Raw genomic sequence first — 18,173 nt, 5'->3', positions numbered from 1 at the left:
AGTTCTAATGCGAGATAGTAGAGGAGCTAATAGCTTGAGTCTTTCGCTCGACATCGATCTGCTGCGTTCGTTTGCCGTCATCGCCGAGGTGCGTGCGCTGAGCCGCGCGGCGCACCGTGTCGGCCGGACGCAGTCGGCGCTCAGCCAGCAGATGAAACGGCTCGAAGAAATCGTCGACCAGCCGCTTTTTCAGCGCACGGGCCGTGGCGTGGTGCTGACGAATCCCGGCGAGCGCCTGCTGATCCACGCGCAACGCATCTTGCGGCTGCATGACGAAGCGATGGCGGATCTGTGCGGCACGGGGCTGTCGGGCACGATCCGCTTCGGTTGTCCCGACGATTATGCTGCGGTGTTCCTGCCGCCGTTATTGCGGCAGTTTTCGAGCCAGCATCCGCACGCGCAGGTCGAAGTCGTGTGCGGGCCGACGCCGCGCCTGCTGGAGCGGCTCGACAAACGCGCAGTCGATCTCGCGATGATCTCTTTGCCTGACGGCCACAGCACAAGTTCCGGCGGCGCGCACGACGACATCATCCGACGCGAACAACTGGTCTGGATCGGCTATCCGGGGCTGGATTCCACGCACTTCGAGCCGTTGCCGCTGGCGCTGTCCGATCCCGACACGCTCGATCACATCGCCGCGTGCGAAGCGCTGCAACGCGCGGGCAGGGCGTTTCGCATCGCGTATGCGAGCAGCAGTCTTGCGGGGCTGACGGCGCTGGTCCGGTCGGGACAGGCGTTCGCGGTCATGACGCAGACGGCCGTGCCCACGGATCTGAGCGTGCTCACCGCCGATGCCGGGCTGCCCGCCTTGCCTGCTGTCGGCGTGTCGCTGAAGTTCGCCAGGGCGCGGCCGTCGCTATTGATCACCGCGTTCGCGGAGCACATCCGGGCGACGCTGCCGTTGTTGTGAGCGATCCATCGATACGTCGGCTGCGCACCGCCTGAGGTAGCGCACACAACGATCTTCCCGCCCGAAGCGCAGCCGCGCTTCGCCCCGCCGTCACCCGAAACTGCTCCGTTTTGCGGCTCCAGCCGGCCGCAAAAAATCCGACGCGCATAGCCAACAAATCTCCAACGCCAACTTTACAAATGTAAAAAGACAGTCCACAATGCGCCCGCTAAATAACAATCATTCTCATTCAACGGGTTGGCAAGAGGAAAATGAAAACAGGCAAGATCCACTCGACCGCGCTGCGGCCCTTGACCATGGCCGTTCTGCTCGCGTTTGCGGCCAATCATGCGGGCGCCCAGTCCACGGATACGACACCCGCGGCAAGCTCCGCCGACGCGCAAAAGGAAGCCACGCTGCCCGCCGTCAGCGTCACCGCGCAGAGCGACCAGGATCAGCCGTACGGTCCGACGCACGGTTACGTTGCCGAATGGAATTCGACCGCGACGAAATCCGGCACGCCAATTCTGGAAACGCCGCAGTCGGTATCCGTCATCACGCGCGAACAGATGGATCAGCAGGACGCACAGACGCTCAACGCCGTCGTGCGTTACACGTCGGGTGTGACGCCCGAGACGCGCGGCGGCGTCGCCACGCGCTACGACATGCTGAAAGTGCGCGGCTTCGACGCCGACACCTACTGGAACGGCCTGAAGCTGATCGGCAACAACTGGTACGCGACGCCGCAGCTCGATCCGTACCTGATGGACCGCGTCGAAGTGGTCAAAGGGCCGGTCTCGGTGCTGTACGGCCAGGCCGCAGCGGGCGGCCTGCTCGATATGGAAAGCAAGCTGCCGACGGTGCAGCCGTTGCACGAAGTCGGCGTCGAGTTCGGCAACTATGGCCATGTGCAAGGCAAGTTCGATCTGTCCGGCCCGATTGCCGGCGACGACCGCTATCTGTTCCGCGTCACGGGCATCGCGCGCAAGGAAGACGGCCAGATCAACATGACGAAGAACGAGCGCATCGCGTTTGCGCCGACCTTCACCTGGCGCCCCGACAACAAGACCTCGTTGACGGTGTTCGGGCTGTATCAGCACGATCCGCGCAGCACGTCGTACGGCAGCGTGCCGCCGCAAGGCTCGGCGCTGTACAACCCGAACGGCAAGCTGCCCAGCAACTTCTACGACGGCGACCCGAACTTCGAGAGCTTCAATCGCGTGCAGGAATCGATCGGCTACAAGTTCGACCGGCGTCTGACGGACAAGTGGTCGTTCCGCTCGAATGCCCGCTTCCTGCATCTCGCGCAGGACTACAAGAGCGTCTATGGCTCGGGCCTCGAAGCCGATCTGCGCACGCTCGACCGTGGCACGGCGGCATCTGCCGATAACCTGAACACGTTTGCCATCGACAACTCGGTGGAAGGCAACTTCTCCACCGGCCCGGTCGAGCACACTTTGCTGGCCGGTTTCGATTACCAGCACTACGCGAGCAATTTCGATGCTGGTTTCGGCACTGCGCCGTCGATCGATATATTCGCGCCGACCTACTACCAGACCATCACGCCGCCCGACCGTTACCACCAGATCCTCAGCGGCACGCAATACGGCGTGTATTTGCAGGACCAGGCGCGCCTCGGTAACGTGATCCTGACGCGCGGCGGACGCGAAGACTGGGCAAGCAGCGACACACGCAACACGACCTACGACACGGCATCGCATCAGTTCGACCGCGCCTTTACGGGCCGCGCCGGCCTCACGTATGTGTTCGACAACGGCATCGCGCCGTATGTCAGCTATACGCAGTCGTTCACGCCGCAAGCGGGCACCGACATCAACGGCAAGGCGTTCGATCCCGAGCGCGGCCATCAGTATGAAATCGGTGTGAAGTTCCAGCCGAAGGGATACAACGCGCTGTTCACGGCCGCGCTGTTCAGCCTGACGCGTTCGAACCTGCTGACGGCGAATCTGGATAACCCGAACTTCCAGTCGCAAACGGGCGAGGCACGCTCGCGCGGCGCCGAGCTCGAGGCGAAGGTCAGCCTGACCGATTCGTTGAACGTGACGGCCAGCTACACGTACACGAGCACCATCTACACGAAGGACAACAGCGGTCTGCAAGGCAAGTATCTGCCCGCGATTCCGCAGAATCAGGCTTCGCTGTGGGCGTATTACACGATCGATCGTGGTCCGCTCGCGGGGCTGTCGATGGGTGCAGGCGGCCGCTACACGGGCACGACGTACAGCAGCGACAACGAGTTCAAGGTGGCGAGCTTCTTCCTCGTCGATGCGACGGCGCGCTACGATCTCGGCCGCGCTTCGTCACGGCTGAAGGGCGCGGAAATCTACGTGAATGCGCAGAACCTGTTCAACAAGGAGTATGTCGCGTCGTGCTACTACGGCAGCTGGTGTGCGTTCGGTTATGGCCGCCAGGTGTTTGCAGGCATGAACTACCACTGGTAAGGATCGCATCTGGACGGGCAGTGTGAGCCGCCCGTCCACACGCAGACCGTTTTACTCGATGCCTACCACGTCGTGCGGCACGTAAGGCGCTTCGAGTGATGCGATTTCATCCGGCGTGAGCTTCACGTCGAGCGCTGCGACGGCATCGCTCAGATGCTGCGGCTTCGACGCACCGATGATCGGCGCGCTCACGTCCGCCTTGCCGCTGACCCATGCCAGCGCCACCTGTGCACGCGGAATGCCGCGCGCCTGCGCGATCGTCGCGACGGCTTCGATCACCCGGCGGTCGGCGTCGGCCGTCTTGTCGTACAGACTGTTGCCGTAGGTATCGCTTTGCTGACGCCCGGTGGTCTCGTCCCAGTCGCGCGTGAGACGGCCACGCGCGAGCGGACTCCATGGAATCACGCCGATGCCTTCATCTGCGCACAGCGGCAGCATCTCGCGTTCTTCCTCGCGATACAGCAGGTTCAGATGATTCTGCATCGTCACGAAGCGTGTCCAGCCGTTGCGTTCGGCCACGTGCAGCGCCTTGGCGAACTGCCACGCGAACATCGACGATGCACCGATATAGCGTGCCTTGCCCGCCTTCACCACATCGTGCAGCGCTTCCAGTGTTTCTTCGATCGGCGTCGCGTAGTCCCAGCGATGGATCTGGTACAGGTCGACGTAGTCGGTGCCAAGACGTGTGAGGCTCGCGTCGATCGACTGGAAAATCGCCTTGCGCGACAGCCCCGAGCCATTCGGCTTTTTCGGGTCCGCACGGTTGCCGAGTGGGAAGAACACTTTGGTCGCGAGCACGATCTCGTCGCGTTTCGCGAAGTCCTTCAGCGCACGCCCGACGATTTCTTCCGAGGTGCCATCCGAATACGTGTTCGCGGTGTCGAAGAAATTGATGCCGGCTTCCACTGCCTGGCGGATCAACGGGCGGCTCGCGTCTTCGTTCAGCGTCCACGGATGCGGGCCGCGCTCGGGCACGCCGTACGTCATGCAACCCAGGCAGAGCGGGGAGATATCGAGTCCGGTGCGGCCCAGCTTCACATAGTCCATCTCATCCTCCGTGCAGTTCGGGCTTCGATTATGTAGCCAATGCCGGAAAGTCCGCTTGCGCAGCGTCTGCGTGCTGCTGACGAACGCGGCCTGAAACGGCGCGAAGCGCACAGTTGGATGAGATTCTGCGTTCAGCTTCCGAATGGACTCACAGTGTTTGCCTTTCCGTTCGAAGGAGCGCCACGACTCAACACGGTCACGCTGGAGGATTGGTAGTTCGTCACGAATGCGGTGCGTCCGCGTGGCGAAACGGCAATGTCTCTCGGGAAGCTGCCCGTCGGCAGCGTTTGCACGAGCGTTGCAACGGGCCGGGAAATATCGAAGAGGGAGACATTCGTACCCGCGATCCTCGCCGTATTCGCACCCATCGATGTGTCCGCAAATCGCGCGGAATTAGTGACCATCAGAAAGCGTCCGTTGTCGAACATCGCTTCCGCAACCGGTTGCAGTCCGTTGCTGTTCACCACTTGCAGCAGGGCGCCATCCGGGTCGTAGACGAGCCTTCCCGTGTCGAATTGCAGCAACGCGTCGCTGCCACGGGCGGTGACCCATAACGAGGCGCCGTCGGGCGATTCGAGCACGCGAACGGGCGAGCAGGCTGCGGCAATGCTGGTGATCACGGCTCCCTGAATGATTTTCGACGTGCCGTTGGCGACACGCGCTGCTTCGATCGCCTTATGCACGTCGATCACGCTGAGTTCGCCGTTATGTGTTGGCTGCGCTGGGTCGTTCTGCACACATTGATCGCTGGTGAGCCGCGTATTGCTCGTCCCGGACAACTGCCTGAGATTGGCAGCCGGGACGATTTCGCTGACAGCGTAGGCTCGCCTGCCGTCCCGCGACACCGAGACACCCGGAATCGTTCCACCCGCGAGTGGTATGAATCCGAGTGGCGTGCCTTCCAGCAAGCCGCGCGCGTTTCTCTGCAAGGCGATCACCCCGACGTTCCCGGCGGGATAATCAGCCGATAGCTGACCGTATTCGTTGGCAACGAACGCATAGTGTCCATCGGGCGTCACTGTCGTCTGGAACGTGCCAGGGCGGGCGATCTTGCCGCCGTTGCTCTGATCGACAAAAGCTGTCTTGGATGTTCCATGCAGCGCCTCGTCGATGTCGATGAGCGCGACGCCGCTGCTTTCGAGAGAGGCGACGAGCGTCGTGCGATCGGGCGTGATGGTCAGGCCGTTGACCGTGTCGCCGGCTTTCAGCAAGACCGTGCCCGTCCGCTGGAACGCACCGTTCGTGCGTCTGAATATCTCAATCTGGGCCGCGCTTCCCGCCGTCGCAGCCGCTGACGGAGCCCGTGCCGTGACGGCGACAAACACGATGCCGTTTCGATATCTGACAACGCCGTTGGGATTTCCATCGATGACGATGGGTGTGTCTTCGACAAGATTCGGCGAGGCATCGGTCAGCGTGTGAGCTTCGGATGAGGTGATGGCAAGAGAGCACGTCAGACCCAATACGAGGCGACGCAGATTTCCTGTTACGTGCATGGGGTGTTGCTTTGCAAACATGTATGAGCTTCCTTTCAAGGCTGGCGGGACCGCGCGCATGTCGTGCACGCCGCGCATGACTGTCCCTTTGCGGGCCCCTGTACGGGCCGACGCAAGCTTCAAAGGTAGCGATGCCAGCCTGGACTGAATAGCGCTGCGATGCCGAACAACAGGTTCGGTCTGATCGAACGCGCGTGTGAGCCTTGCCGTGCAAATAGACAAATACCGGGCGAAATGCGGCGTCGCTGTGCGAAGCGGCTCCGATAATGAGCGCCACACAGGCTGTCGAAGCCGACAGCGACGATCCATTGCATCGCGCGCCGCAGGCCGTCCGCCACCAGCAGTCGAAGGTGGCCGCCGGGCGCGCGGCGCTTCACCCATGAAAGGCCCGCGGCGTGAACGACAACCACGACAACCCGATTCCAGCGGGAGCGCGATGATATTCGACGCAATGCTTCCAGGCCGCGTCATCGGCACGCGGGTGCTGTATCTGGTGGCAGCGGCCATCGCACTGGCTGTGTTCGTCATCGATGCCTTCACGATGATCGACATTGCCGTCGCCGTGCTGTACGCGACGGTGGTGCTGCTGGTTGCATCGGCAGGTTCGCGCGCTGTCACCACCAATGTGGCGTGGGGATGCGTCGCGCTGACGCTGCTGGGCTTCAGCATGTCGCATAACGGGCATTACCCGGATAGCTCGGTGGCGCGCTGCGTGGTCAGTCTGCTCGCCATCGCCACTACGTCGATGCTGGCGCTGCGCAATCAGGCGAGCAACGACATGCTGCGCAAGCAACTCGACATGCTCGATCTCACGCACGATGCCATCGTCGTGTACGACATGAACGATCGCATCACGTTCTGGAATCAGGGCGCCGAGCAGCTGTACGGCTGGACCGCGCAACAGGCGATGGGTCAGCCGCTGCACGCGCTCACGCAGACGCGCGCGATGACGATGAGCGTCGACGAGATCCGCCGCGAAACCGTGCAGCACGGCGGCTGGAGCGGGGAACTGCAACGTGTGCGCAAGGACGGCGCAACGGTCTTCATTTCGGCGCGTTGCACCTTATGGCGCGATGACCGAGGCAAGCCGCTCGCGATCCTCGCCACCAGCAACGACATCACCGCGCGCATGCAGATGGAAGCGGAGTTGCAGCGCCAGCAGGACGAACTGCGCGCCACCATCGACGCGATTCCCGGCATGGTGTGGAGTTCGTCGCGTGACGGCTGCCCCGATTACATGAATCGCCGCTGGAACGAATATGGCGTGAAGCTGAAGGCAGGCACTGACGATATCTGGCAGTCCATCGTGCATCCCGACGATCTGCCCGCGATGCAGGCCGCGTGGCGCGAAGCGGTTGGCACGGGCAGCGCGCTCGAAACGACGGCGCGTATCCGGCGCAAGGACGGTGTGTATCGCTGGATGCATATCGGCGCCGAGCCGATGCGCGACGCGCACGGCGACATCGTGCGCTGGTACGGCGTCAATACCGATATCGAGGAGCACAAGCAGACACAGCAGGCGCTTCAGCGCAGCGAGGCGTTCCTGTCGGACGCGCAGCGGTTGAGCCGCACGGGCAGCATCGGCACGCGCGTGCCGGAGTGCGACATGTGGTGGTCGGAAGAGACGTACCGGATTCTCGACGTGCCTCGCTATGTGATGCCCACCATCGACCTGATCGTCACGCGCGCGCATCCCGACGATATCGACATCGTGAAGCGCATGCATGAACGCGCGATGCGGGGCGAGCCGAATATCGACAGTAAATTCCGGCTGCTACTGAAGGATGGTGCCGTCAAATACGTGCACTACGTCGCGCATCTGTCGATGCCGGCGTCAGAAAAAGTCGAATATGTCGGCGCGTTGATGGACGTGACTGATCGCGTGAAGGCGCAACAGGCGCTGGACCGTTCGACGGCCGAGCTGGCCCATGTCACGCGCGTGACGATGCTGGGGGAAATGGCGGCGTCGATTGCGCATGAAGTGACGCAACCGCTCGCGGCCATCGTCACGGCAGGCGACGCCGCCACGCGCTGGCTCAACCGGCCGCGCCCCGATCTCGACGAAGTCGGTCTGTCGATCGGCAACATGACGCGCGACGCAAAACGCGCCACGGGGATCATCCGGCAGATTCGCGCGATGGCGCAGAAGCGCGATCCGAGCCCGACACCTCTCGATCTGAATGCGCTAGCACGCGAAGCCATCGAACTGCTCAGACGCGAACTGGAGGCGCATTCGGTCGAGGTAGAGACGGACAATCTTCAGCATGTGCTGCGCGTGTGCGTGGACCGCGTGCAGATCCAGCAGGTCATCATCAACCTGATGATGAACGCAGTGCAGGCGATGTCAGCCGTGACGGGGCGCGCGCGGCGGCTCAAGGTCGTCACGCACCGGTTCGACGCGGGGCACGCGCAATTGCGCGTCGAGGATTCGGGCACGGGTATCAGCGAAGCCAACAGCAAGCGTCTGTTCAGCCCGTTCTTCACCACGAGGAAGGACGGCATGGGCATGGGGCTGTCGATCTGCCGCTCGATCGTCGAAGCGCATGGCGGGCGTATCTGGGCCGATTCGCAGGAGGGCGAGGGTACGACGATGCAGTTCATCCTGCCGCTCGATGTAGTCGTGAGCGTGGAGAGTTGACGTGCGGGGAGCGGGGCTTTGTGCTTCGCTCCGTGCGGACGCATTGGTGTGCGCAAGTGCAAGGCGAAGAGAGGGCAGCAGAGAAAGGCGGGAGGCAATGCGCGTCAGCGGCGGCTTCAGTAGGAAGCGGGCCGCTGACGTAACAGGCGAATCATGTCCAGCATCGGCCGACGCATGGACGCTTAGCTGCCGAAATAGATGTTGCAGTAGCTGACAGGACCGACGCACGAATTGTCGCCCGTGTGCTTGTGAAACAGGCCGTGCGAGCCGGATTGCGATGCGCCCGCAGCGACGCCACCGTAAGAAGTCGCGCCTACGTCGCCGCCTTCAGCCGTCGTCGCTGCCGGGCCTTGCTGCGAAGCCGGTGCGCCGGCGACGGGGTTGTAGTAAGGCGCCGGGCCGAAGCCGCTCGCGAACACAGGTGCAGAGGCGAAAGCAGCAGCAGCGAGAACGGCGGCGGCGACGAATTTGGTTTTCATGGCAGTGACTCCAGAATCGGTTCAGGGATCGAAAGTTCGTTGAATGAATGTGCTTCAACGTTGAAGCCAGTCTATAAGTCGAGGCTCGCGGGAATAAGGCCCGCGCCAGGAAGGCTTACTTGCCGGAATCGTGAGTAATCCGGGAGTCGGGTGTTGCGTGGGCGTGGGAGCGGGTATGGGTGCGCGTGCCTGAACGCTGCTTCGTTTGGATCAGTCGGGCGGCGTGCGTTTGGGTAAGCGTGGGGGAGGGGTCTAGAGACGCTGCGATTCGTTCGCCGCTAGCGATCCGCCTGCTGTTGTCGAGAATGGTCCTGTGCCTCGGGCTTTACACGCGGATTGACACGTGACGAAGGCAGATCAGAAGACGAAGTTTCAGCCCGCCCTGGTACATTCCCTGAAAACCCGCCTCCAGCGCGGCCGCCGCGCACCCTCCGATTGCCTTACACCCGCCGCTTCAATCACCCGCAAACCCCCGCCCCGCAAACCATCCAGCCTCTTCATCCATCCCCGGCGCACCGCTAGCGCTCACCACCAGCCCGCCTTGCATTACCAGAGGTATCGGAAAGCGCGCAGAAAATGTAGCTGGATGAAGCAAATTGGCTTGATACGCTGCACTTCATGCATTAAGCCCGACGTTCACACAATGCGACGCACGAATCTTCTGCCTTATGGAGGATCAGCGGCATATTGAGCGAACAAATGCGGGTTCGCAGTCGAGTGTCGCCGCGCGATGACCCCTGCGCGATATACGCGGCGCACGACGCCCATTTCATGAACTTGCCAGTTGGGATGACCGAATGACCCCAAACCTGACATTTGCGCCGGACAGCGTGATCCATCCGGGCGCGATCGACATGGACAGTACGTCCGCTGCGGCCAAACCCGTCGCGATCTCCGGGACCGATATCCTCACGGTCAAGAATCTGTCGAAGATATTCGGACCGAAGCCCGAGCGCGCCGCCGAGCTGGTCCGGCAAGGTCTCGGCAGAAACGAGATCTTCGAGCAGACGGGCAACATGGTCGCCGTCAACAACGTGAGCCTGAGCGTCAAGGCAGGCGAGATCTTCGTCGTGATGGGCCTGTCCGGCTCCGGCAAATCGACGCTCGTGCGCCTGCTCAACCGTCTGATCGAACCGACTTCCGGCCAGGTCATTCTCGAAGACCGCGATATCGCGCCGATGTCGACGCAAGAGTTGCGTGAAGTACGCCGCAAGAAAATGGCGATGGTGTTCCAGTCGTTCGCGTTGCTGCCGAACCGCACCGTGATCGACAACATCGCCTACGGGCTGGAAGTCGCGGGTCTCAAGAAGGCGCAACGCTACGACATCGCGCGTGCCGCATTGACGCGCGTCGGGCTGGGTTCTTATGAAAAGCTGCTGCCGGGCGAACTGTCGGGCGGCATGCAGCAGCGCGTCGGCCTTGCTCGCGCGCTGGCCGTGAATCCCTCGGTGCTGCTGATGGATGAAGCATTCTCGGCACTCGATCCGCTGATCCGCTTCGAGATGCAAAACGAACTGCTGCGGCTGCAAAAGGAAGAGCGGCGCACTATCGTGTTCATCTCTCACGATATCGAAGAAGCGGTCAAGATCGGCGGGCGCATCGGCATTATGAAAGATGGCTGCCTGATTCAGGTCGGCACACCAGCCGAACTGATCCAGTCTCCTGTCGATGCCTACGTACGCGACTTCTTCCGCAATGTCGACGTGTCGCGCTTCCTCAAGGCATCGAGCCTGATGACGAGTGTCGACCGTGGCCTGATTTCATGCGACGTCGCCGCGCCGTCCGAGCGTTACCTGAATCAGCTGATCGATAGCGGCGTCGAATGCGGTTATGTCTGCGATGAAGCCGGGCGCTATCAGGGCTGCGTCACGCCGGCATCGCTGCACAAGTCGGGCGCGCATCCTATCCGCGACGCCTTCGTCAAGGACATGAACGCCGTTGCACTCGACGCGGACCTGCATGAGCTTGCGACCATCGCGTTGAGCCAGCAACACGACGTCCCCGTCACCGATACAGCCGGCCGGCTCGCAGGCGTCGTGTCCTGCCGGACGATTCTCAAGCAGGTCATGGAACGGAGAGCAGCATGAATTCGTCAGTTATCGGCAAGTTTGCGGAAGACGCCGTCAATTTTCTCTTTCAGCATTTCCGGGGCGGCTTCGATGCTTTCTCGGCAGCGCTGGGTGCCGTCATCAAATTGCTGGAAGACGGACTCGCCGCCGTGCCGTTCATGGCGATGCTGGTCTTTCTGGTCGCGTTTGCGTTGTGGCGGCGCGGTGTGGTGTTCTCGATCTTCGTCGGGCTCGCCTTGCTGGCGATCCACTACATGGGCCTGTGGGCGCAGACGGTGTCGACGCTCGCACTCGTGATCGCCGCAACGGTATTCAGTCTCGTGATCGGCGTGCCGCTCGGTATCTGGGGCGCGCGCAACCGGCGCGTCGAAGTGGTGCTGCGTTCGTTGCTCGATTTCATGCAGACGATGCCCGCCTTCGTCTATCTGATTCCTGCCGTGATCCTGTTCGGACTGGGCCGCGTGCCTGCCGTGATCGCCACGATCGTATTCTCTATGCCGCCCGTCGTGCGTCTCACCACGCTCGGCATTCGCCAGGTGCGTGAAGAATTGCTGGAAGCGGGCCGCTCGTTCGGCAGCACGGACACGCAGTTGCTGTGGAAGATCCAGTTGCCCAACGCGCTGCCGTCGATCATGGCGGGTGTCAACCAGACCATCATGATGGCGCTGTCGATGGTGGTGGTCGCCTCGATGATCGGCGCAGGCGGACTCGGCGAATACGTGCTGAGCGGCATCCAGCGTCTCGACATCGGAATCGGCTTCGAAGGCGGGCTGGGCGTGGTGCTGCTGGCCATCGTGCTCGACCGTCTGACAGAAAGCTTCGGCGTGAAAGCGAAAAAATCGAAGCGCAGCAATGTGCGCACCGCGAAGCCCAACCAGGGCGCAGCCGCCGCCAGAACCTGAGAGTCGTGCGTGCCTGCATCGCCGGGTAAGGGTAGGAGCGGCATGTAAGGCAGCAAGCCAAAGCAACACACCACACCGCTATGTCTGTTCATTTTCGATAACTTTCATAATCGCTTAGGAGTACGGTATGAAGATCAATCTGTTCAAATCGCTGGTTGCGACGCTAACTGTGTCGACAGTCGTCGCGATGGGCGCCGGCGTGGGCACGGCGGTCGCAGCCGAGCCGATCAAGATGGCTGTCACCAACTGGGCCGACGTGCTCGCCGTCGCCAATGTGGCCAAGTACGCGCTCGAAACGAGCCTGAAGCAGCCCGTCCAGTTCGTTCAGGCAGACATCGGCATCCAGTACCAGGGCGTGGCGCGCGGCGATCTCGACATCATGGTCGGCGGCTGGCTGCCCGTGACGCACGGCGCGTACTACGCGAAATACAAGAACGACATGGAAGACGGCGGCGTGATCTACACGGGCGGCAAGAACGGCTGGGCCGTGCCCGCCTACATTCCCGAGTCGCAGGTCGCGACGATCTCCGACCTCGAAAAGCCGGACGTGAAAAGCAAGCTGAACGGCACCATTCAGGGCATCGAGCCGGGAGGCGGTCTGATGCAAGCATCCGAAAAGGCCATCAAGGCATACGACCTGAACGGCTACAACCTGCAATCGTCGAGCGAGGCAGGAATGCTGGCCGGCGTGTCGCGCGCGTATCAGTCGAAGCAGTGGATCGTCGCCACGGTGTGGAGTCCGCACTGGCTGTTCCAGAAGTGGCAGATGCGTTACCTGAAGGACCCGAAGGGCACGCTGGGTGGAGAAGAACAGGTGCACGCGTTCGCCTCGAAGCAGTTCGCCACCAAATTCCCGCGTGCTGATGTGTTCTTCAAGCACTTCAAGCTGACGCTCGCCGATGTCGAAGCGATCGAATACGAAGGCAACAGCACCAACGACTACGCAACGGCAGCTAAGAAATTCGTCGATGCACACCCGGAAAAGCTGAAGGCATGGCTGCAGCAATAAGCCTTACGGCAGCACCTTGCATCGCATCGAATGATATTGGCCGTCCCGCACGACCTGCTTCACGAATTTTTCCCGGAGTTACCACGTGAACGAGAACTCGCGCTTTTTTGCAGAAACGCTCCAGAGCCGCGACCCAGTCATCGCATCGGAGATCGCGCTGGAATTGCGCCGCCAGCAAACGCAGATCGAACTGATCGCTTCTGAAAACATCGTCTCGGCGGCGGTGATGGAGGCGCAAGGCACGGTGCTGACCAACAAGTACGCGGAAGGCTATCCGTCGAAGCGCTACTACGGCGGCTGCGAACACGTGGACCGTGTCGAGGCGCTCGCCATCGACCGCGTGAAGGCGCTATTCGAAGCGGAATTCGCCAACGTGCAGCCGCATTCGGGTGCGCAGGCGAATGGCGCCGTGATGCTCGCGCTCGTCAAGCCGGGCGAAACGGTCATGGGCATGTCGCTCGATGCAGGCGGCCATCTGACGCACGGCGCGCGTCCCGCGCTGTCCGGCAAGTGGTTCAACGCCGTGCAATACGGCGTCAGCCCGGACACGTATCGCATCGACTATGACCAGGTGCGCCGTCTGGCCGAGGAGCATCGGCCGAAGCTGATCATCGCGGGCTATTCCGCTTATCCACGCGCGCTGGACTTCGCCGCATTCCGCGACATCGCCGATAGCGTCGGCGCGTTGCTGATGGTCGATATGGCGCATATCGCGGGCATCGTCGCAGCAGGGCGGCACGAGAACCCGGTGCGGTACGCCGACGTCGTCACGTCGACCACGCACAAGACACTGCGCGGCCCACGCGGCGGCTTCATTCTCACCAACAACGACGACATCGCGAAGAAGATCAATTCGGCGGTCTTCCCCGGCTTGCAGGGCGGCCCGCTGATGCATGTGATCGCAGGCAAGGCGGTCGCGTTCGGCGAAGCGCTGCGCCCGGAGTTCAGCACGTATATCGATCAGGTGCTGCGCAATGCGCAGGCGCTCGGCAATGTGCTCAAGTCGGGCGGCGTGAGCCTCGTGACGGGCGGCACCGACAATCATCTGCTGCTGGTGGACCTGCGCTCGAAAGGGCTGACGGGCACGCAGGCCGAGAAGGCGCTGGAGCGAGCGGGCATCACCTGCAACAAGAACGGCATTCCGTTCGATACCGAGAACCCGACGGTCACGTCTGGCATCCGCCTCGGCACGCCGGCGGGCACGACGCGCGGCTTCGGCACTGCGCAGTTCGAACAGATCGGCCAGATGATTCTGGACGTGCTGTCGGCGCTGGAGCGCGAAGCCGCTGGCGATGAACAGGTGGAACGCGCAGTGCGCAGCCGCGTGCGCGACCTGTGCAACCAGTTCCCCATCTACTCGCATGCAGATGCACTCGTATGACGCGGTCCGCTGATTCCGTCCACAACGGCGCGCCGCAATCTTAACCACTCAAGAGAGAACCGACATGAGCTTCGAGGGAGTCCACACACCGCTCGTCACCCCGTTCAAGGCCGATGGCGAGATCGACCACGCACTGCTCGGCAAGCACGCCGCGAATCTCGCGGGCCGCGTCGCGGGCCTCGGCATCGGCGGAACCACGGGCGAATACTACGCGTTGAGTTTCGACGAGCGCGTGGAAACCTTTAACACCGTCGCCGAAGCAGCAGGCGGCAAGACGTATCTGACAGCAGGCATCAACGCGACGACCACGAAAGAAGTGATCCGACTCGGCAACGAGGCAAAGCGTGCCGGTCTGAACGCGCTGTTGCTCGCGGCGCCTTACTACGCGCAACCGACGCAGGAAGAACTGCTGACTCACCTGCTGACGGTGGACGACAGCCTCGACATGCCGATCATGCTGTACAACTTTCCGGCGCGCACAGGTACGGCCATCAGCGACGAGGTGCTGTCGAAAGTGCTCGAACGCTCGAACTTCATCGCGATGAAGGAAAGCACGGGCGATATCTCGCATCTGCATCATCTCGCCACGCACTTCAAGGACCGGTTGGTACTGAGCTGCGGCATGGACGATCAGGCGCTCGAATTTTTCGTGTGGGGCGGAAAGAGCTGGGTAGGCGGCGCATCCAATTTCCTGCCGGAAGCGCACACGGCACTGTTCGATGCCTGCGTGAAGCAGGGCGATTTCACTACCGGCCGCAAGCTGATGGCGCAGTTGCTGCCCGTGCTGGAACTGCTGGAACGCAGCGGCAAGTTCATCCAGTACGTGCGCTACGGCTGCGAACTGGCGGGTACGCCTGTCGGCAATGCACGCGCGCCGCTCGGCACGCTCGATGAAGCCGAACGCAGCACGTTTGCCCAGCTGGTTCGTCCGTTGTTGCGCAACGCTCAGTAAATCTGCATGGCCTCGAAACTGGAATTCGCGCGCTTTCCCGCTCCCGATGGCGTCAACGGCTGGTGGGAAAGCCTGCCGCCGCCCAAGGCCGCCGTCGCGGTGACATCGGAACGGCGCTACGACTGGGTGGTGGTCGGCGGGGGAATTACGGGTCTGTGCGCGGCCCGGCGTCTCGCCGAGCTCGCGCCGGACGCGTCGATTGCGCTGGTCGAGGCGGATCGCATCGGGCGCACTACAGCGGGCCGCAACTCTGGCTTCTTCGTCGATCTGCCGCACGACATCAGCAGTGAAAGCTATTCGCGCAGCGTGGAAGCGGACAAGGCGGATGTGCGCTTCCAGCGTCACGGCATCGACTATGTGCGTTCGGTCGTGAAGCAGCATCAGATCGATTGCGACTGGCGCGACGACGGCAAATTTCATGCTTCCGTGAATCGCAAGGGACATGCGGCGCTCGCGCACTTTGCGGAAGGATTGGAGCGCATCGGCGAAGCGTTCGAATGGCTGGACGAAGCCGCCATCGCGAAGGTGACGGGCACGAACTTCTATCAGGGCGCTCTGCTCACGCCCGGATGCAGCACCGTGCAGCCCGCCGCGCTGATGCGCGGCCTCGCGGCGACCTTGCCTGCGAACGTGCAGGTATTCGAACTCAGCGCGGTGAAGCGTATCGAGGACGAAGGTCAATCGAAAGTACTGACGTTCGCCGCAGGCAAGATCGTCGCGAGGCGCGTGATTCTCTGCACGAACGCGTATGCCGCTACCTTCGGCGGACATCCGAACGGCTTGCTGCCCGTGTACACGTTTGCATCGATGACGCGCGTGATGAATGCCGACGAAGTGAAGCGCCTGGGCGGCACACGTTCGTGGTCGCTGATTCCCGCCGATCCGATGGGTTCGACCGTGCGTCGCCTGATCACCGACCGCATCTGCGTGCGCAATCACTTTGCGTTCCGGCCGAATCTCGAAGTGTCGCAAGGTGATCTTGCGAAAGCGAAGAGTCTGCATCAGCGTTCGTTCGACCGGCGTTTCCCAATGCTCAAGGATGTCGAACTCGAATACACGTGGGGCGGTCCGCTGTGCCTGTCGGCGAACAATGGCGCGTTGTTCGGGCGGCGCGCCGATGGCGTGTTCGAAGCGGTCGGCTGCAATGGTCTGGGCCTGAGCCGCGGTTCCGCGTCGGGCAAGTTGATCGCGGAGTACGCGCTCGGACAGTCGAACGATCTCGTGCGTCAACTGCTGAATCAGCCGCAGCCGCGTTCGCTGCCAGTGCGTCCGATCGCTGACGTCGCGGTATCGGCCGCCATCTGGGTCAAGGAATTTTCGGCGGGAGCCGAGCTTTAAATCTGTGAGGACAAGACATGACAACGTATCAGCAATGGCAGCAGAAAGCCGAAGCCTTGTCGCTCGATGGCCGGGCGTTTATCGCTGGCGAGCGTGCGAACGCGGCGTCGAACGAGACGTTTGCGACGCTCAATCCTTCAACAGGCAAAGTACTCGCCGATATCGCGAAGTGCGATGCGAAAGATATCGACCGTGCCGTGACAGCGGCGCGCGAAACGTTCGAGTCCGGCGTGTGGTCGAAGGCTGCGCCTGCACAACGCAAGGCGGTGCTGCTGCGCCTTGCGCAACTGATCGATGAAAACGCCGAAGAACTCGCGCTGCTCGAAGCACTCGAAGCGGGCAAGCCGATCGGCGAATGCATGGGGCTGGATATTCCCGAATCCGCTGCGTGTATCCGCTGGCATGCGGAAGTGACGGACAAGCGCTACGACGCGCTGTCGCCATCGGGTGCGAGCGTGGTCAGCATGATCACGCGCGAGCCGATCGGCGTGGTCGGCGCGGTGCTGCCGTGGAATTTCCCGGCGTTGATGCTTGCGTGGAAAATCGGCCCGGCGCTGTCGGTCGGCAATAGCGTGATCGTCAAGCCCGCCGAGCAGACTTCGCTGTCCACATTGCGTATCGCCGATCTCGCGCTGGAAGCGGGCGTGCCGGCTGGCGTGTTCAGCGTCGTGACCGGCTTCGGCGAAAGCGCGGGCCAGGCGCTGGGACGTCATGCAGATGTCGATCTCGTCGCGTTCACGGGCTCGACGGAAACGGGCAAGCGCTTCCTGCGCTACTCGGCGGACACCAACCTGAAACGCGTCGTGCTCGAATGCGGTGGCAAGAATCCGCAGGTGATCCTGCCCGATGTCGCGAATCTCGATGCCGTCGCCGAGCAGGCGGTAGCCGCCGCTTTCTGGAACATGGGCGAGAACTGCAGCGCGGGGTCGCGCATACTGGTGCCGTCTTCGCTGAAGGCAAGCCTGCTCGAAAAAGTGCAGGCCGTGCTCGAAGGCTGGAAAACCGGCGATCCGCTCGATCCCGACGTCAAACTCGGTTCGCTGATCGAGCAGAAGCACTTCGAGAAGGTGCTGAGCCACATCGACCAGGCGAAGTCGGAAGGCGCGCGGCTGGTGTGCGGCGGCAAGGCGACGCGTACGGAGAGCGGTGGCTGGTTCGTCGAGCCGACCATCTTCGACAACGTGACGCCGAACATGAGCATTGCCCGCGATGAAGTGTTCGGTCCTGTCGTATGCTTTATCGAATACGCGGATATCGACGAAGCCGTGCAGATTGCCAACGACACCTGCTACGGTCTGGCCGCATCGCTATGGACCGACAACGTGAATCACGCGCACAAGGTGGCGGCGCGGATTCGCGCAGGCACTGTGACGGTGAACTGCTTCGGCGAGGGCGATCTGTCCACGCCGTTCGGCGGCTTCAAACAGTCAGGTTTTGGCGGCCGCGACAAGTCCGTCTATGCACACGACCAGTACTGCGAGCTGAAGACCACCTGGCTCAAGCTGGACTAA

The 18,173-nt window shown here is 62.3% G+C and carries 13 protein-coding genes; 10 read left to right on the top strand and 3 right to left on the bottom strand.

Features of this window, described 5'->3' with window-relative positions; genetic code table 11:
* Nucleotides 1-7 precede the first annotated feature (7 nt).
* On the top strand, nucleotides 8-910 hold the full coding sequence (locus DK391_RS05720) for a LysR family transcriptional regulator (protein ID WP_204117298.1): 903 nt from the start codon (nucleotides 8-10) through the stop codon (nucleotides 908-910).
* Between the two features lie 251 nt (nucleotides 911-1,161).
* On the top strand, nucleotides 1,162-3,351 hold the full coding sequence (locus DK391_RS05715) for a TonB-dependent siderophore receptor (RefSeq protein ID WP_109477023.1): 2,190 nt from the start codon (nucleotides 1,162-1,164) through the stop codon (nucleotides 3,349-3,351).
* A gap of 51 nt (nucleotides 3,352-3,402) precedes the next feature.
* Here the strand turns inward: DK391_RS05715 and DK391_RS05710 are convergent, their stop codons facing one another.
* Both DK391_RS05710 and DK391_RS05705 read right to left on the bottom strand, forming a co-directional pair.
* Nucleotides 3,403-4,398 carry an aldo/keto reductase gene (locus DK391_RS05710; protein WP_109477022.1) on the bottom strand — a complete coding sequence of 332 codons (996 nt, stop codon included), beginning with the start codon at nucleotides 4,396-4,398 and terminating at the stop codon, nucleotides 3,403-3,405.
* A 131-nt stretch (nucleotides 4,399-4,529) separates the two neighbouring features.
* Entirely contained in the window at nucleotides 4,530-5,894 is a 1,365-nt protein-coding gene (locus DK391_RS05705) for a lactonase family protein (RefSeq protein ID WP_162600693.1), read from the bottom strand.
* Between the two features lie 436 nt (nucleotides 5,895-6,330).
* Between DK391_RS05705 and DK391_RS05695 the strand changes: the two genes are divergently transcribed.
* Nucleotides 6,331-8,532: a PAS domain-containing sensor histidine kinase gene (locus tag DK391_RS05695; RefSeq protein ID WP_109477019.1), complete on the top strand. Its 2,202-nt coding sequence runs from the start codon at nucleotides 6,331-6,333 to the stop codon at nucleotides 8,530-8,532.
* A 182-nt stretch (nucleotides 8,533-8,714) separates the two neighbouring features.
* Here the strand turns inward: DK391_RS05695 and DK391_RS05690 are convergent, their stop codons facing one another.
* The gene (locus DK391_RS05690; RefSeq protein WP_109477018.1) at nucleotides 8,715-9,011 is read right to left on the bottom strand and encodes a hypothetical protein; all 297 of its coding nucleotides are present in this window, start codon (nucleotides 9,009-9,011) and stop codon (nucleotides 8,715-8,717) included.
* Between the two features lie 797 nt (nucleotides 9,012-9,808).
* On the opposite strand from DK391_RS05690, the gene DK391_RS05685 reads away from it, so the two are divergent.
* From DK391_RS05685 to DK391_RS05655, 7 genes are all read left to right on the top strand, one after another.
* Nucleotides 9,809-11,098, top strand: a complete 1,290-nt coding sequence (locus DK391_RS05685) for a glycine betaine/L-proline ABC transporter ATP-binding protein (protein ID WP_109477017.1) — start codon at nucleotides 9,809-9,811, stop codon at nucleotides 11,096-11,098.
* Nucleotides 11,095-11,982: a proline/glycine betaine ABC transporter permease gene (locus DK391_RS05680; protein WP_109477016.1), complete on the top strand. Its 888-nt coding sequence runs from the start codon at nucleotides 11,095-11,097 to the stop codon at nucleotides 11,980-11,982. The genes DK391_RS05685 and DK391_RS05680 overlap by 4 nt, the downstream gene beginning before the upstream one ends.
* 127 nt (nucleotides 11,983-12,109) lie before the next feature.
* Entirely contained in the window at nucleotides 12,110-12,991 is an 882-nt protein-coding gene (locus tag DK391_RS05675; protein WP_109477015.1) for a glycine betaine ABC transporter substrate-binding protein, read from the top strand.
* Between the two features lie 85 nt (nucleotides 12,992-13,076).
* Nucleotides 13,077-14,372 carry a serine hydroxymethyltransferase gene (gene glyA, locus DK391_RS05670; protein ID WP_109477014.1) on the top strand — a complete coding sequence of 432 codons (1,296 nt, stop codon included), beginning with the start codon at nucleotides 13,077-13,079 and terminating at the stop codon, nucleotides 14,370-14,372.
* A gap of 64 nt (nucleotides 14,373-14,436) precedes the next feature.
* Complete coding sequence (locus tag DK391_RS05665; RefSeq protein WP_109477013.1) at nucleotides 14,437-15,324, top strand: dihydrodipicolinate synthase family protein; 888 nt, start codon at nucleotides 14,437-14,439, stop codon at nucleotides 15,322-15,324.
* A 6-nt stretch (nucleotides 15,325-15,330) separates the two neighbouring features.
* Nucleotides 15,331-16,662, top strand: coding sequence for an FAD-binding oxidoreductase (locus tag DK391_RS05660; protein ID WP_109477012.1), 1,332 nt, complete (start codon nucleotides 15,331-15,333; stop codon nucleotides 16,660-16,662).
* Between the two features lie 17 nt (nucleotides 16,663-16,679).
* On the top strand, nucleotides 16,680-18,173 hold the full coding sequence (locus DK391_RS05655; RefSeq protein ID WP_109477011.1) for an aldehyde dehydrogenase: 1,494 nt from the start codon (nucleotides 16,680-16,682) through the stop codon (nucleotides 18,171-18,173).

The organism is Paraburkholderia sp. C35 (assembly GCF_003121405.1).
Lineage (GTDB): Bacteria > Pseudomonadota > Gammaproteobacteria > Burkholderiales > Burkholderiaceae > Paraburkholderia.
The sequence above is the reverse complement of the archived record's forward strand: the minus strand, read 5'-3'. Positions and strand labels throughout refer to the sequence as shown.